The organism is Gramella jeungdoensis, from assembly GCF_023805255.1.
In the GTDB taxonomy this organism is placed as follows: domain Bacteria; phylum Bacteroidota; class Bacteroidia; order Flavobacteriales; family Flavobacteriaceae; genus Christiangramia; species Christiangramia jeungdoensis.
In genome coordinates this window covers 157,726-173,483 of sequence record NZ_JAMSCK010000002.1, presented here as the reverse complement: position 1 = coordinate 173,483, position 15,758 = coordinate 157,726, and the positions used below count along the sequence as shown (strand labels likewise).

The following is a 15,758-nucleotide window of genomic DNA, read 5'->3' as shown; positions in this document are numbered from 1 at the left end:
ATCTATTTATACTAAGCAGAAAAACTAAATACCATTCTGCAAAACAGGATTAATTCAGTCTGGAAAATTCGAGTTCAATAACCTGGATTCGGTCATTTTGTGGATGATCTACATAGTCTTTCGACTGGTTTTCATTAACACTTAAAGAAAAGCTATTTGCGTAAAGACTAATTTTTTTTGCATCGCTAATAAGAATATTGCCCACAACTAAATTTAAAACGAGTGCATTGTTGTTGATCTCCCAGGTGCCTGTTTCACCCGGTTTACTAACGCATTCATATTCTAAATCGCCTGGCCTTGCTGAGAAATCCATTTGAGCATTTACTGCGAAAAAACCTCCATCATCTTTTAATTCGATACTCATTCCATCAAAACAATTAGTTTCCAGTAACAGGTCATTAGTATGAGTCCCATCACCATTAATATCTATAACATCTTCAGTGTAGATAGCCGTGAGTTCCCAGCTACCATATAAATCTGAGGGATTAATTCTAGTATGTATGATAGTTTCCCAATCATCATCACTTAAAGAATACGCCTGTTGTTCATCGCAGGCATAAGAGAAAATAATCAAGAAACCTATTAACGTAAAAACAAAACACCTACTCATCTCCTCCATGTTATCACCTTAAAAATAACACCTAACAAATTGACATTCAATTTTTTACTGTTTTTTTATTTAAAAAAAAATTGATTTTGAAATACACTGATTCAAACTTCTAGGATAAGAAAGTCCTTCTACCAAATATGGATTTAATAAAAACTCCCTGTAATTAATGGGAGTTTGAAAGCAGACATCTCTATTTTTTTCAATTATAAAATAAACCTGTAGGTAGCTTTAATAAGAAAGGTGTTTTGCGGTTTTTGACTTAAAAGTTGATTATCCACGATTCCGCTGAAATCATCATTTACATCGCCGAAGCCATTAATACCCTGAGACCATACAAAAAAGATCTCACTCCCTGGGATATATTCCCAGCGAGCCACCAGGTTAGACCGGAATTGAACAAAAGCGAAATCGGGATTGTTAATTGTATAATCTACAGTATTATCCCTGTTCTCATCAATAAGATAAGTTCCGTCCTGGAACGACACCTGGTTTTCGTCATACCATGAAACCCTATTATTTAAATCTTCAGCGGTGGCATCAACCACATAATTGAGCTTTGAATAATCAGCCTTAAATATGAATGGCTGCCCATAATATTGAATGGTAAGGTTAGGATTGATATTATAGTTCAGCCTGAATGTCGCGCTTAAAGTTTCCTGGTCTATATTCCCCAGAATATAACGGGCTGAATTGTTATAAGAGCGTTCAGCAATATACTGGGTCTTATTCGGGTTTTTCTCGTATTCCAGGTTCAGCGACAAGCTAAGAGAATTCAAAGGCTGATATCGTGTCCTGAAAACATATCTTTCAAGACTAAATGCGTCCTGAGTAGCCTGAGAATTTACATATCCCAGATCAAAGCTCATTTTCTTGCGTCGGTCAGTTCCTGAAAAAATATAAAAATAGTTCTCTTCATTAAACCGCCATCTTGGACCGCCTCTTAGAAAAGAATTAATGAAGATCCTGGGTTTATGTGCAGCACCAAATTCACTCCACCAGTTATTCTTATAATTTATAAATCCTTTTGTCTCGTACTGAATCCTGTTATAATTACCTTCAAAATCAAAGGCCGTCATTTGTTCAAGACCAATAACCGCCCTTCTGAACCAGCTGGTTGGTTTAGTGAATAACCTACGCACGTCTGCGTACTGCCTGATATCGTCGGCCTGACGCAGAAAACCTAAATCGTTGGTTTCAAGTTCTGGCGAAATCCATTTTCCCCCAAGGCTATAGCGCCAGTTACCTCCACCGCTTTTTCCTGCTTCAATCCGCCCACCGGTTCCGGTGAGTGAGGTTCTGTTAGGATCTACCTCAACATGATCTGCATCAACCCTTTGGAAAAGATGTGTGATTGAGTTCTGGGTATTCTGAATAGCTTCCTCACTACCTCTAACATGGCTCATCACAGCGTTTCCTTCAACATAATACTTTCTATCTTTCATATTATGTTTAAAATCGAGGCCTCCGGAATAAGCCTGAGTATGGAGAAAAGTAAGATCTTCCTCAATATTTCTGTGAGTTGAAGTGATCATCCCTCCTATATAACTATTACGATCATTGAAGTCTTTTTGGACTCTACCCACAAAGTAATTAGTTAGAGGTTCTACCAGTTTTTCGGTTTCGGTACCATCATCATTTACCACTTCAGCAAATTCCCTGGCAGTAACCGACTCTAGCACTCCGATGGTCCATCCGTTCTGGGTCTTCCCGCTAAACTTCGCTGCACCTAAGATGGTAGTATTATTGGGTTGATCTACATAAGCCGTATTAGGCCCAACAGCAGTACCCTGCGGGGACCTTCCAATTCTTCTTGAAAAGAACAGATTATCCTGGGTATTAGCAAAACTGTAATCAAATACACTTTTATTCTCCACAAAAAAAGGTCTTCTCTCCTCAAAGAAAATTTCAAAACCGTCAAGGGAAACCGCACCCGGATCGGCTTCTACCTGTCCAAAATCAGGATTTATGGTTAGATCTACAGTAAGATCATTTGTCACACCTATTTTCGCATCCAAACCGGCTGTTAGGTCACCGTCTCTTCCATCTCGAAAAGGATTACCCGTTTCAGCTTCATATGAATTGTATTTCCCCACCGTGTAAGGCTGGATCTCCAATTGTTTCTGAGGCTTCAGATTTTTAAGTCCGCGTAACTCTCCAAAAGAACTAACCCAGCCGGCAGGATTGGCAGGAACAGGCTGCCAGGTAGACCTCTCTTCATTATTAAAATACCTTCTGGTTGACTGGATACCCCATACCTGATCTTTATCAGCACTAAAACGTAACTGGCTAAGCGGGATTCTAATCTCGGCAGTCCAGCCCTCATCATCTATATTCGTTTTAAGATACCAGATAGGATTCCAGCTCGGATCAAAATTTCCATTATTAGAAACGAATTCATCCCCCTTCACACCACTGGCAGAAATGGTAAAAGAAAATGCCGTTCTATCGTCATTATAACTATCAATATTCAACTCTACCCAATCACCAGGAAAATCATCCCGCCGTCCCATTCTCTGAACAATCATTTCGGGATTAGGTTCATAACATCGAAATGCCGCATATAAGTTCTTATCATCATAGACGATCTTCATCTTTGTCTGGTAAGTTGGCGATGTACTGTTATCTGGCTCCCATTCTACATAGTCTGACGTCCATTCTACAGCATCCCATGCCGCATCATCAATAAGACCATCAATTTTAATAGGGGTTTTCCCGGCTACCGAAGTAGTGGTATAGGATCTCTTCGCCAGGCTGAAATCAGCATCAGTATTTTTTGAATTCCCCTGAGCGGTGATGTTATTAGAAGTAAAGATGATAATAAGGAAAAGCAGCTTAAGCTTGATGGATTTCATTTCGTTTTTTGATTGATGATTTATTAAAAGACAATTAGATTTTGAAAATGTGACAGAATTTCGACCCTTTTAGGCTTTTTTTAACATTTTGGACGGCAAAAATAGCACAAAAAATAAAAAACCTCACAGGTTCTTACCTGTGAGGTTTTCCAACTAACACTAAAAACTACAATTAGGCTGGGTTATTCAACTTTAGTGTACTCCAGCTCTAAAATTCTTATTTCCGATGCCTGGGTATTACCCGGATCGTTCACATATTGATCTGATTCAATTTTAGTAACATCAAAATTAAATGTGTTACCGGTCATATCTAATGCCTTAGTATGAGTATAAGTAGATCCATTGATTTCCATAGTAAGAATCAGATTGTCATTTTCCACTTTCCACGTACCGGTATCAATTCTATCGGCAATACAGGCAAACTGGTCACCATTACTCCCAGACTCGAAGGTCATGGTCGCATTATTAGTTACAAACGTAGCATCACTGTTAAATGTTATACTCATATTGTTAAAACATGAGGTCTCATCCAATAAATTCGTACTGTAACTTCCATCCTGGTTTAAATTTACGGCTGTATCAGATACCATTCTGGATAATTCCCAGTGACCTATAAGATCGTTTGTAGTAATTGTAGCATTACTTACCTTGATCATTTCATCTTCCATGTAAGCTTCTTCCTTACTACAACTTGCTAAAAGCAGCGCTACAAGAGCAAAGCAGGCTAACTTTTTAATCTCTAACATGTTAATCATCTTCATCGGGTTTAGATTTCGGCTGCAAACTTATAAAAGCAAAACAAATTTTATGACTTTTTTAACATTAAAATTGCCTTTAAACGATTTTTAACGCATTTCACCGATTCAAAAGAGGATTATTTAAATTCATGAGTAATGAAAAAGCTTACAAGAGCAATACAGTATTATAGATTTATAAAGCAGAATAAAGAGCATCCAAATGACACTGAAAATCAGCTTATTCATTAAAGACAAAATAATCTTTTCCCTATTTGCTATATGAATTTATAATTGTACATTTGCACCCCTGTTTTCCCGATTGAGATTCGGGCAAACGGGATTGGAATGTTTAATAATTAGTAAAATCAATTGGTGTGGACACATTAAGTTACAAAACAGTATCGGCTAATAAGGCCACCAGAACCAAAGAATGGGTTGTGGTAGATGCTGACGGACAAAATTTAGGTCGTCTTGCCTCCAAAGTAGCATATTTGCTAAGAGGAAAGCACAAGCCTAATTTCACCCCACATGTTGATTGCGGAGACAATGTAATTGTACTTAACGCAATTGGAGTTAACCTGACTGGAAAAAAATGGGACGCGAAAGAATACATCCGTCACACAGGTTACCCGGGTGGACAAAGAAGCCTTACAGCTTCAGAATTATTCAACAAGAACCCTGAAAGACTTGTTGAGAAAGCCATAAAAGGCATGCTTCCAAAGAACAAGCTTGGAGCAGATTTATTCAGAAATCTAAAGGTTTATGCAGGATCTGAGCATGATCATGAAGCGCAAAAACCTAAAACTATTAACTTAAACGACATTAAGTAATGGAGGTAATTCACAAAATTGGCCGTAGAAAGACTGCTGTGGCCCGTGTTTACGTTTCAGAAGGAAAAGGAAACGTTACCGTAAACAAGAAAGACCTTAAAGATTACTTCACTACAGGAACCTTATTATATAAGGTAAATCAACCGATGATGCTTACCAACAACGAAGGAAACTTTGACGTAAAGATCAATGTTTACGGTGGTGGTATCACTGGTCAGGCTGAAGCGATCCGTCTTGCACTTTCCAGAGCTATGGTAGAGTTAGACGAAGAAAACCACGGCGTTCTTAAGCCAGAAGGTCTTCTTACAAGGGATCCACGTATGGTAGAACGTAAGAAATACGGTCAGAAGAAAGCCCGTAAGAAATTCCAGTTCTCTAAACGTTAATATTATTTGCCGGACTCATATCCGGAATGTTCTTAAAAAATTAATCAATTTGTTGTTACTCTGTTCATGCCGAACAGGGGTTAGTTTAGCATCTAAACAGTCAGGGCCGTACTTAAAAGTAGCCACCTGAATGTTGCTATCTCAACAGAAAGTAAACTATTACAAAAATGGCAAACAAAGTAGAAGTAAAAGAATTACTTGATGCTGGTGTTCATTTTGGACACTTAACAAGAAGATGGAACCCAAATATGGCCCCATATATCTATATGGAGCGTAACGGTATCCACATCATCAACTTATATAAGAGTGCTGCAAAAATGCAGGAAGCCGGTGAGGCACTTGCAAAGATCGCAGCCAGTGGTAGAAAGATCCTTTTCGTAGCCACTAAAAAACAGGCAAAAGAAATTGTAGCTGAGCAGGCTGAAAAGGCGAATATGCCTTATATCACTGAGCGTTGGCCCGGTGGTATGCTTACCAACTTCGTAACTATCCGTAAAGCTGTTAAGAAAATGGCTTCTATCGATAGAATGAAGAAAGACGGAACTTTTAACTCTCTTTCTAAAAAAGAGCGTCTTCAGGTAGACCGTCTAAGAGCGAAGCTTGAAAAGAACTTAGGTTCGATTTCTGATATGTCCAGACTTCCTGGAGCGCTTTTCGTAGTGGATATCACTCGTGAGCACATCGCTATCAAGGAAGCTCAAAAATTAAACATTCCAATTTTTGCAATGGTAGATACAAATTCAGACCCCCGTGAGGTTGATTATGTAATACCATCTAACGACGATGCTTCTAAATCTATTAGCAAAGTTGTTTCTTATGTTTCAGATTCTATCGTAGAAGGTCTTTCTGAAAGAAAGTCTAACAAAGACTCTAAGAAGAAAGAAGAGAAAGCTTCAAAAGAAGGTAAAGAAGAAAAAGCTCCAAAAGCAAAAAAGGAGAAAGCTGAAGCCCCTTCAAAAGATGCCGAAGATAAAAAGGCAATGAAAGAAGCTAAAAAAGATGTTAAGCTTGAATCTAAAAGTGAAACTTTAGATAAAGCAAAATCATCTAACGAAGAAGAATAAATAACGTTTTCATAAAATCTAAAAGTCGTTTAGTTTCTTTCTTTACAGTGAGTTTCTGAACGACTTTTTTAAATAAAAAACAATATTATGGCTAAGATAACCGCCGCTGAAGTAAATAAATTAAGAAAAGCTACCGGTGCTGGGATGATGGATTGTAAGAAAGCATTGGTTGAAGCTGATGGTGATTTTGACCAGGCAATCGAGTTGCTTCGTAAAAAAGGTCAGAAAGTAGCTGCAAAGAGAGCCGACAGGGAATCTTCTGAAGGTGCTGCAATCGCTCAGGTAAACGGAGACAACACTAAAGGTGTGATCATCTCCCTTAACTGTGAGACCGACTTTGTTGCGAAAAACGAAGATTTCATCAAGCTAGCGAACGATTTCGCTGATATGGCTCTTAACTACTCTACAAAAGAAGAGTTATTAAAAGCAGATTACAATGGAATCTCTGTAGAAGATAAGTTAACAGAGCAAACCGGAGTAATTGGTGAAAAGATCGAGATAGGTGCATTCAAAACTCTTGAAGCTCCTTTCGTAGGATCTTATATCCACGCTGGTAACAAGATCGCTGTTCTAACTGGCCTTTCTAAAAATGTTGACGGAGCTGAAGAAGCTGCAAAAAACGTTTCTATGCAGGCAGCTGCTATGAATCCTGTTGCTCTTAACGAAGAAGGTGTAGATCAGGAAACTATCGATAAAGAGATAGAAATCGCTAAAGACACACTTAGACAGGAAGGTAAGCCAGAGAACATGCTTGATAAGATCGCTCAGGGTAAACTTCAGCGTTTCTTTAAAGACAATACTCTTGTTCACCAGGCTTACATCAAAGACAACAAGCAAAGCGTTGCTCAGTACGTTAAGTCTGTAGACGGCGACCTTGAAGTTGTAGGATTTGAAAGAGTAGCTTTAGGATAAGCTAATTTTTATAATTTTCTGAAAAAGAGGTCTTATTTATTTAGGACCTCTTTTTTGTTTTCCAAAATTAAAAAGTGTCACTGCGAGTGAAACGAAGCAGTCTAATGAGATTGCTTCACTTCGTTCGCAATGACTTTTGAACTCTTAAGTACAATTCAATATTATGCCTCCAAAACCATTCAAATTCAAACAATTCAGCATAGACCAGGACCGTTGTGCGATGAAAATTGGAACAGACGGAGTCCTCCTTGGTGCCTGGACATCCCTGGAACATAATCCTGAAAGTATTCTGGATATTGGCACAGGCACGGGTTTGATCGCTCTGATGCTCGCTCAAAGATCGGATGCTTTCCAGATCGATGCCCTGGAGATCGAGGATAATGCTTATGAGCAGGCCGTTGAAAACTTTGAAAAAAGCGACTGGGGAGACAGGCTTTTCTGTTATCACGCAGGCTTTGATGAATTTGTTGATGAGATGCAGGATGAAGAAGAGAAATATGATCTTATTATTTCCAATCCCCCATTCTATTCTGAAAATTATAAATCAGGTGAAATTAATCGCGACAAAGCCAGGTTTGCTGATGCACTCCCCTTAGCCGAACTTATTGAAGGAGCTTCCCTTCTACTCTCCAAAACAGGATATTTTGATCTCATTATCCCATTTTCTGAAGAAGAAAAAGCTTTGAAACTTGGTAAAAAGCATCTTTTATTTCCAAACCGAATTACCAGGGTTAAAGGCAATAAAAATGCTCCAATCAAAAGAAGTCTTATCAGCTTTGGATTTGAAAAAACTGAAACAGAAACCGACGAACTTATTTTGGAGATTTCAAGGCATAATTACACTGAAGAATTCAAGGCTTTGGTGAAAGATTTCTACCTGAAATTATAATTATCTTCACCTGATGCCGTCACCCTGAACTTGTTTCAGGGGTCTTTCCATATAGATGCAGAACCTCCCGAAGCTTCGGGACAGCATGACAACTTAAATAAACCTGTGAGATTTTGAAAACCTCACAGGTTTAATACCATTCAAAATAAAAGATTGCTTCTCATAAAAGACTTGGTTACATTTGTTGGAAACACTACACAAAATGAAACCAGATCAATTCCAGGCTCCTGATTATTACAATCTTGATGAGCTGTTAACCGACGAACATAAAATGGTACGGGACGCCACACGCGAATTTGTAAAGCGTGAGGTTTCTCCAATAATAGAAGAAGCTGCGCAAAAAGCAGAATTCCCGAAACAACTTATTAAAGGACTTGCCGAAATTGGCGCTTTTGGACCTTATATCCCAGAAGAATATGGAGGGGCAGGTCTAGACCAGATCTCTTATGGTTTGATCATGCAGGAAATTGAACGCGGAGACAGTGGAATACGCTCTACCGCCTCGGTTCAGTCCTCACTGGTTATGTATCCTATTTTTAAGTATGGTACCGAGGAGCAGAAAAAGAAGTATTTACCAAAACTAGCGACCGGGGAGATGATCGGTTGTTTTGGTCTCACCGAACCAGATTACGGGTCAAATCCGGGTGGAATGGTCAGCAACTTTAAGGACAAAGGCGATCATTATCTCCTCAACGGGGCGAAAATGTGGATCTCCAACGCGCCTTTCGCTGATATTGCAATCGTATGGGCGAAGAATGAAGAAGGAAGGATTCATGGATTGATCGTGGAAAGAGGAATGGAAGGTTTTTCCACTCCCGAAACTCACAATAAATGGTCGCTAAGAGCCAGTGCTACCGGGGAGCTTATATTTGACAATGTAAAGGTTCCGAAAGAAAATCTTATGCCCAATAAATCAGGGCTTGGAGCCCCTCTTGGCTGTCTGGATTCTGCCCGCTACGGAATTGCCTGGGGAGCAATCGGCGCCGCGATGGATTGTTATGACACCGCTTTAAGATATGCTAAAGAGCGTATCCAATTTGATAAACCTATCGGCTCCAAACAGCTTCAACAAAAGAAACTGGCAGAGATGATCACAGAGATCACCAAGGCACAGTTGATGGCCTGGAGACTTGGAGTGCTAAGAAATGAAGGTAAAGCTACCTCAGCGCAGATCTCAATGGCTAAAAGGAACAATGTGGAAATGGCCATAAAGATCGCGAGAGAGGCCCGCCAGATATTAGGAGGAATGGGAATCACCGGCGAATATAGTATTATGCGCCATATGATGAACCTGGAAAGTGTGATCACCTATGAAGGTACGCATGACATTCACCTTCTTATCACCGGAATGGATATTACCGGCATTCCTGCTTTTTAGTTTGACGCGCTGAGCTTTACGAAGCGCATTTGTCAAAACTCGGACTTCGACAGGCTCAGTCCGGCAGAATTCATTTTAAACGAGTTGTCATTGCGATCCGTTATAGGCGGAGAAGCAATCTTATAAATAGACTGCTTCGGTCATTTCATTCCCTCGCAGTGACATTTTACAAAAGATCAAAACAAGGGCAACGCTTACAGCGCTTGCCCTTTTTATATTTTTCACAGCATTCTTTTTTTAAAGGCTTTGGTTTTTTGGCCACAACACCCTCTACCCGAAGATAATCTTTGGATTTTTTGGAATAGAACACTATCACTTTTATGATATGTATATTCTGAAGAGCCATCATATTAAATTAATTCAATATGCTGATAATCTGAGTTAAACAAGCATTAAAAACTCTCTAAGATTTTATAATTCCTCTTTCAGATTTTACCTTTGCAAAAAATTGATTCTATATGATAAAAGAGATAAACGCAAGTTTAGAACCTCTAACCAATCAGTTAATAAATCATTCACTTTACAAAAAGATAAATTCACCGCAGCACCTGCAGATCTTCATGGAGCACCATGTTTTTGCAGTATGGGATTTCATGTCTCTCCTAACCGCTTTACAGGAACGACTTACCAAAACTACAAATCCGTGGTTACCTGTAGGAGATCCGGAAACACGTTATCTCATCAATGAAATAGTACTTGCTGAAGAGACCGATATCAATTTAAATGGAGAAAGACAGAGTCATTTCGAGATGTACCTGGATGCCATGACCGCCGCAGGGGCTAACAAAAAAAAGATTCAGGATTTTCTTCTTCACGTGACCCACGGAACCGATGTCTTTTTGATCATTGCTACAAGCAAGCTACCTGTAAGCATCAAGCAATTCTTAAAAAACACCTTTGAGGTGGTCTATAGCAATGGACCACACAAAATAGCTTCATCATTTACATTTGGCAGGGAAGGACTGATTCCCGCAATGTTCTCTTCCATTATTGAAAAAGTACAGAAGAATTTTCCGGATGAAGATCTTAATCTCTTCAAATATTATTTTGACAGGCATATCGAGCTGGACGAAGACGAACACGGCCCAATGGCTTTCAAAATGGTTGAAGACCTATGCGGTGATGATCAAACCAAATGGAATGCTGTAAAAGAAACAGCCGAAACCTCATTAAAAAGCAGGCTTGAACTCTGGAATGGGATAGAAGCCGAGATAGAGAAAAAGGCTGAACTGGAATATGCTTAATTAGCCGGGCTATTTTTGAACTGGAAGAGACTGCTTCGTTTCACTCGCAGTGACTTTGGGATTTCCCCTCTAACATCATCGATAAAAATACTCCGAACTACAGACTAAAGACTATAGTCTATTCTGAGGCAGGTGCGATTTTCACCTCAAGCCCATCAAGCTCTTCGGTTATGGGGATCTGACAGCTAAGCCTGCTATTATCTTCCACCAAAAATGCCTGATCAAGCATATCTTCCTCTTCAATACTTTTTTCGGGAAGCATATGTTCATAATTAAGCATATAGCACTGACAGGAAGCACACATGGCCATGCCACCACAAATTCCTATAGTTCCCTCAGGAGCCAGTTCGTAAGAACGAATTACTTCCATGAGGTTCATGTTCATATCGGTAGGAGCATCTATGGTATGAGCTTCCCCCTCCCTGTCTATAATAGTAATTTTAATATCAGACATAATTTCTTTAATCTGGTCCCAAATATCGTGATTCTGATTTTATTACAGAATTTTTTAGACGTGGAATATGTAGTTATATGAAGATGTTTATTTGATACTTCTTATCACCTCTTTTTTAGCCTCTTTTTTACTACCATCAAACCCATTCACACCACTTACTGTAGTATATTTCATAACATATTTCTTATCAGGGTTTATTCGCTGATAAGCACTCTGGCACATGATAGCCGCTTCATGGAAGCCGCAAAGTATAAGTTTAAGCTTCCCTTTGTAGGTGTTCACATCTCCAATAGCATAGATCCCGGGAATATTCGTTTGATAATCATATGAATTATCCACCTTTATTGCATTCTTTTCTATCTCAAGACCCCAGTTTGCAATAGGTCCTAACTTTGGGGACAAGCCAAACAATGGAATAAAATAATCCGTTTCTTTCAACTCTTCTCCTCTGGCCTCATCTTTATGCCTGATAAGTACAGATTTAAGGCTGCCCTCTCCTTTAAGATCCACTACTTCGGCATCAGTGATCAGATTGATCTTACCTATCTTCGATAACTCCTCTACTTTTTCAACCGAATCCAAAGCACCTCTAAAGTCCTTTCTACGATGTACGAGTGAAACTTCCTTCGCGATCTCTGCAAGATAGATACTCCAGTCTAAAGCAGAATCACCGCCACCTGCAATAACCACTTTTTTATCCCGGTAAATTTCCGGATCACGAATTATATAGGCGACTCCCTTATCTTCAAATTTTTTAATACAAGGAATAGGGGGTTTTCGCGGCTCAAAGCTTCCAAGTCCACCAGCGATCACAACTACCGGAGCATGGTGTTTTGTTCCTTTACTGGTAGTAACAATAAAGCTACCATCTTCCTGTTTATCTATTGTCTCAGCTCTTTCACCAAGGGTAAATCCCGGCTCAAAAGGCTTGATCTGCTCCATCAGATTATCTACAAGATCTCCCGCCAGAACTTCCGGAAATCCGGGAATATCATAGATCGGTTTTTTGGGATATATCTCGGAACATTGTCCTCCCGGTTGAGGTAGGGCATCTATCAGGTGACATTTCAGTTTTAACAATCCTGCTTCAAAAACAGCAAAAAGGCCGGTTGGCCCGGCACCAATGATAAGTATATCGGTTTTAATCATGTTCTGACTTCAATTAAACGCAGGCAGGTCTTATTTTTCGATGTTAACCACTTGCTCAATCTGAGGCACATACTTCTTTATGGTCATCTCCACACCACTTTTAAGGGTCATCTGGTTAACAGTGCATCCTACGCATGCGCCTTCCAGCTGAACCTTAACCAGCCTGTCATCTTCAATAGACACCAGAGAGATATTTCCTCCGTCACTTTCCAGGAAAGGACGAATCTCTGCAAGGGCCTTTTCAACATTAATTTTAACTTCTTCGCTTGTCATTTATTTCTTATTAACAGCACTGCATCCTGCCATGGTAGTAATCTTAATCGCTTCGGTTGGAGGCAGACTCTTATTTCTGTTTACGGTTTCCTGTACCATATTTCTTGTGATATTCTCGAAAGCCGCTTCCAGAGGAGTGGCTGTTTGTAAGGCTGCAGGCCGTCCTATATCTCCGGACTCCCTTAGACTCTGCACCAGTGGTATTTCTCCAAGGAAAGGCACCTTAAGATCTTCAGACAGATTTTTCGCTCCTTCCTTACCAAAAATATAGTATTTGTTGTCAGGCAATTCTTCCGGCGTGAAATAGGCCATATTCTCAATGATTCCCAAAACAGGTACGTTTATACTTTCCTGCTGGAACATTGCAACACCTTTTTTAGCATCGGCAAGCGCCACATTTTGCGGGGTACTAACTATTACAGATCCTGTAATTGGCAATGACTGCATAATAGAAAGATGAATATCACCTGTTCCCGGAGGAAGATCTACCAGAAGGAAATCCAGTTCTCCCCACGCGGCATCAAAGATCATTTGATTCAATGCCTTTGCAGCCATAGGACCCCTCCATACCACAGCCTGATTTGGTTTGGTAAAGAACCCGATAGAGAGGATCTTAACCCCGTAATTCTCAATAGGTTTCATCTTGGATTTTCCATCTACATTCACAGAGAGCGGCCTTTCAGCCTCTACATCAAACATAATGGGTGCTGATGGACCATAGATATCGGCATCCAGAATTCCAACCTTGAATCCCATCTTAGAAAGGGTCACGGCAAGGTTTGCAGTAACGGTAGATTTACCTACCCCTCCCTTTCCGGAAGCCACAGCTATTATATTCTGAATCCCGGGAATTGGTTTTCCTTTAATCTCCGGTTTCTTCTTCTCCGGAGCCTGTACTTTTATATTTACCTTGACCTTGGCTTTTTGGTAAACTTTTTCGTGGATAACCTTCATTACATCCACCTCGGCTCTTTTCTTTATATGAAGGGCGGGATTCTGAAGAACCAGATCAACCACCACTTCATCACCAAATGTCATTACGTTTTGAACTACGCCGCTTTCCACCATATTCTTTCCTTCTCCTGCTACAGAGATAGTTTCCAGGGCTTTTAAAATATCTTTTCTGTTTAATTTCATAGACCGGTTTTAATCAGATCTTTAGCTTATATAGATTGATTCTAAATGCAAATATAGGTGGAAAAGCTAAGAATACGAAGAATTTAGCAATAATAGATTTATGGGGAAATAACCGGAAATTATAGAGAAATAAATGCCCTTATTTTATGGAAGCTCTTTCATGGGATCCCAGAAGAATTTCTCAAAATCCTGAACCTGCAGGCTCTTCACCGGAACTCCTTCCTCTTCCAAAAGCTGTTGCATGGCATCACTCCCTCCAAAATGACTTTTACCGGTGAGCATACCATTCCTGTTAACCACCCTGTGAGCCGGGACATCTTCTAAGTTCTTAGATGAATTCATTGCCCAGCCAACCATCCTGGCGCTCCTGGCGGCTCCGAGATATTTCGCTATTGCTCCATATGAAGTTACTCTTCCTTCAGGAATATGCCTGCAAACCTCATAAACCCTTTCAAAAAAGCCCTGGTTATCATCCATACTTAAAAATTATACATCCTTACCAGAGTAATAACGATAAGTACCATCATTAGGCCAGCCATAAAATAATTGGAGTATTTCGCGAAAGAATCGACCTTTTCCTCAATCTTCGCAAAGGATAGCACATAAATATAAAGTGTACTGAAAGTACCCAGAGCAGCCGCAAAAGAGAATGAAATTATCATAGACCAGTCATAAGTAACCGTATCACTAAGGTCCATGGCTCCCGCTATTGCCACAAAATAAGGAATTGGAAAAAGGTTTAATACTGCCACCAGCATTCCCTTAAGAATACTGTGTGCATCGGCTTCTTTTGCTGAATGTTCAAATTTTCTCTTTTTCCTTGCCTTCAGAAAAAAATAGACAAAAAGAATGGAAAAGATTACCAGGCCTGCTCTTAAAAGCATCTTTCGCACGAAAGGATGATCAAAAATATACTTTGCTAGCAGTACGGCAATAAAAGCCTGGATTAATACTACAATTGCTGCTCCCACAGCAACATACATCCCATTTTTCTTACCTCGCTCCACACAGGTCTTGGCGACCGTCATATTAACCAGCCCCGGGGGCACCACCCCTAGAAATGCCGCAAAATAAGTAATGAGGAATAGTTTTGTTTCTTCCAATACCCCTTATTTAATCTTGAATTGAATATACGTAATAGGTTTTCCTTTTTCAAGATACTGTTTTTCATAGAAAGTCTGTATCCCTGTCACTTCTTTTGGTGAATATTCATTACTGTAAATATCGTGATGGGCATATAAAACCTCATGACCTTCACCATGCAATAACCCTAAAGTATATCCATGCATGAATTCGGAATCTGTTTTTAAGTGAACAAAACCGTCATTTTTAAGTATATTCTTATACCTCTGAAGGAAATTAGTATTGGTTAGCCTGTGTTTTGTTCTTTTATATTTTATCTGCGGATCGGGAAAAGTGATCCAGATCTCGCTTACTTCTGATTTCTGAAAAACATGTTCTATGAGTTCAATCTGAGTCCTTACAAAAGCAACGTTGTCCAGGCCTTCTTCCAAAGCGGTTTTTGCGCCACGCCAGAAACGAGCTCCCTTAATATCGATTCCTATATAATTCTTACCTGGATCCTGTTTTGCAAGTTCCACGGTGTACTCGCCTTTTCCGCAACCCAGCTCAAGGACTATTGGATTATCGTTCTTAAAGAAATCCCGACTCCAGTTACCTTTCAGTTCAAAAGAACCATCAATTAGCTCCTCCCGTGAAGGCTGAATTACATTTTCAAACTTTTCGTTTTCCTTAAAGCGTTTGAGTTTATTCTTACTTCCCACAAAAAAATTAATATTTTGGTAAAATTAAATAAAATCGCACAGCTGTAGACAAGAATATA

The 15,758-nt window shown here is 39.6% G+C and carries 17 protein-coding genes; 7 read left to right on the top strand and 10 right to left on the bottom strand.

The window, feature by feature from the left end; genetic code table 11:
• Positions 1–49 precede the first annotated feature (49 nt).
• From NE848_RS05045 to NE848_RS05035, 3 genes are all read right to left on the bottom strand, one after another.
• Entirely contained in the window at positions 50–610 is a 561-nt protein-coding gene (locus NE848_RS05045) for a lipocalin-like domain-containing protein (protein ID WP_252111134.1), read from the bottom strand.
• A gap of 203 nt (positions 611–813) precedes the next feature.
• On the bottom strand, positions 814–3,462 hold the full coding sequence (locus NE848_RS05040) for a DUF5916 domain-containing protein (protein WP_252111133.1): 2,649 nt from the start codon (positions 3,460–3,462) through the stop codon (positions 814–816).
• A 182-nt stretch (positions 3,463–3,644) separates the two neighbouring features.
• Positions 3,645–4,223, bottom strand: coding sequence for a lipocalin-like domain-containing protein (locus NE848_RS05035; protein ID WP_252111132.1), 579 nt, complete (start codon positions 4,221–4,223; stop codon positions 3,645–3,647).
• A gap of 350 nt (positions 4,224–4,573) precedes the next feature.
• Between NE848_RS05035 and rplM the strand changes: the two genes are divergently transcribed.
• The 7 genes from rplM (at position 4,574) to NE848_RS05000 (ending at position 10,902) form a co-directional block, all read left to right on the top strand.
• On the top strand, positions 4,574–5,029 hold the full coding sequence (gene rplM / locus NE848_RS05030; RefSeq protein WP_252111131.1) for a 50S ribosomal protein L13: 456 nt from the start codon (positions 4,574–4,576) through the stop codon (positions 5,027–5,029).
• The gene (rpsI, locus tag NE848_RS05025; protein WP_252111130.1) at positions 5,029–5,415 is read left to right on the top strand and encodes a 30S ribosomal protein S9; all 387 of its coding nucleotides are present in this window, start codon (positions 5,029–5,031) and stop codon (positions 5,413–5,415) included. Before rplM ends, rpsI begins: the two co-directional genes overlap by 1 nt.
• 167 nt (positions 5,416–5,582) lie before the next feature.
• Positions 5,583–6,479: a 30S ribosomal protein S2 gene (gene rpsB, locus NE848_RS05020; protein ID WP_252111129.1), complete on the top strand. Its 897-nt coding sequence runs from the start codon at positions 5,583–5,585 to the stop codon at positions 6,477–6,479.
• Positions 6,480–6,566: 87 nt separating this feature from the next.
• Complete coding sequence (gene tsf, locus NE848_RS05015; protein WP_252111128.1) at positions 6,567–7,391, top strand: translation elongation factor Ts; 825 nt, start codon at positions 6,567–6,569, stop codon at positions 7,389–7,391.
• A gap of 163 nt (positions 7,392–7,554) precedes the next feature.
• Positions 7,555–8,280, top strand: coding sequence for a tRNA1(Val) (adenine(37)-N6)-methyltransferase (locus NE848_RS05010; RefSeq protein ID WP_252111127.1), 726 nt, complete (start codon positions 7,555–7,557; stop codon positions 8,278–8,280).
• 202 nt (positions 8,281–8,482) lie between these two features.
• Positions 8,483–9,658 carry an acyl-CoA dehydrogenase family protein gene (locus NE848_RS05005; protein ID WP_252111126.1) on the top strand — a complete coding sequence of 392 codons (1,176 nt, stop codon included), beginning with the start codon at positions 8,483–8,485 and terminating at the stop codon, positions 9,656–9,658.
• A gap of 458 nt (positions 9,659–10,116) precedes the next feature.
• Positions 10,117–10,902, top strand: coding sequence for a DUF3050 domain-containing protein (locus tag NE848_RS05000; RefSeq protein WP_252111125.1), 786 nt, complete (start codon positions 10,117–10,119; stop codon positions 10,900–10,902).
• A 118-nt stretch (positions 10,903–11,020) separates the two neighbouring features.
• Here the strand turns inward: NE848_RS05000 and NE848_RS04995 are convergent, their stop codons facing one another.
• The 7 genes from NE848_RS04995 to trmB all read right to left on the bottom strand — a co-directional run bounded on the left by NE848_RS04995 (position 11,021) and on the right by trmB (position 15,699).
• Entirely contained in the window at positions 11,021–11,356 is a 336-nt protein-coding gene (locus NE848_RS04995; protein WP_252111124.1) for a 2Fe-2S iron-sulfur cluster-binding protein, read from the bottom strand.
• Positions 11,357–11,443: 87 nt separating this feature from the next.
• Positions 11,444–12,505, bottom strand: a complete 1,062-nt coding sequence (locus NE848_RS04990) for an NAD(P)/FAD-dependent oxidoreductase (RefSeq protein WP_252111123.1) — start codon at positions 12,503–12,505, stop codon at positions 11,444–11,446.
• Between the two features lie 30 nt (positions 12,506–12,535).
• Entirely contained in the window at positions 12,536–12,778 is a 243-nt protein-coding gene (locus NE848_RS04985; protein ID WP_252111122.1) for a NifU family protein, read from the bottom strand.
• A complete protein-coding gene (locus NE848_RS04980) occupies positions 12,779–13,915 on the bottom strand; it encodes an Mrp/NBP35 family ATP-binding protein (protein ID WP_252111121.1) in 1,137 nt (378 codons plus the stop codon).
• A 144-nt stretch (positions 13,916–14,059) separates the two neighbouring features.
• Positions 14,060–14,392 (bottom strand): MGMT family protein, encoded by a 333-nt coding sequence (locus NE848_RS04975; protein ID WP_252111120.1) that lies wholly within the window; start codon positions 14,390–14,392, stop codon positions 14,060–14,062.
• Positions 14,393–14,394: 2 nt separating this feature from the next.
• On the bottom strand, positions 14,395–15,018 hold the full coding sequence (locus NE848_RS04970; RefSeq protein WP_252111119.1) for a LysE family translocator: 624 nt from the start codon (positions 15,016–15,018) through the stop codon (positions 14,395–14,397).
• Between the two features lie 6 nt (positions 15,019–15,024).
• Positions 15,025–15,699: a tRNA (guanosine(46)-N7)-methyltransferase TrmB gene (gene trmB / locus NE848_RS04965; protein ID WP_252111118.1), complete on the bottom strand. Its 675-nt coding sequence runs from the start codon at positions 15,697–15,699 to the stop codon at positions 15,025–15,027.
• Between the last annotated feature and the right edge of the window lie 59 nt (positions 15,700–15,758).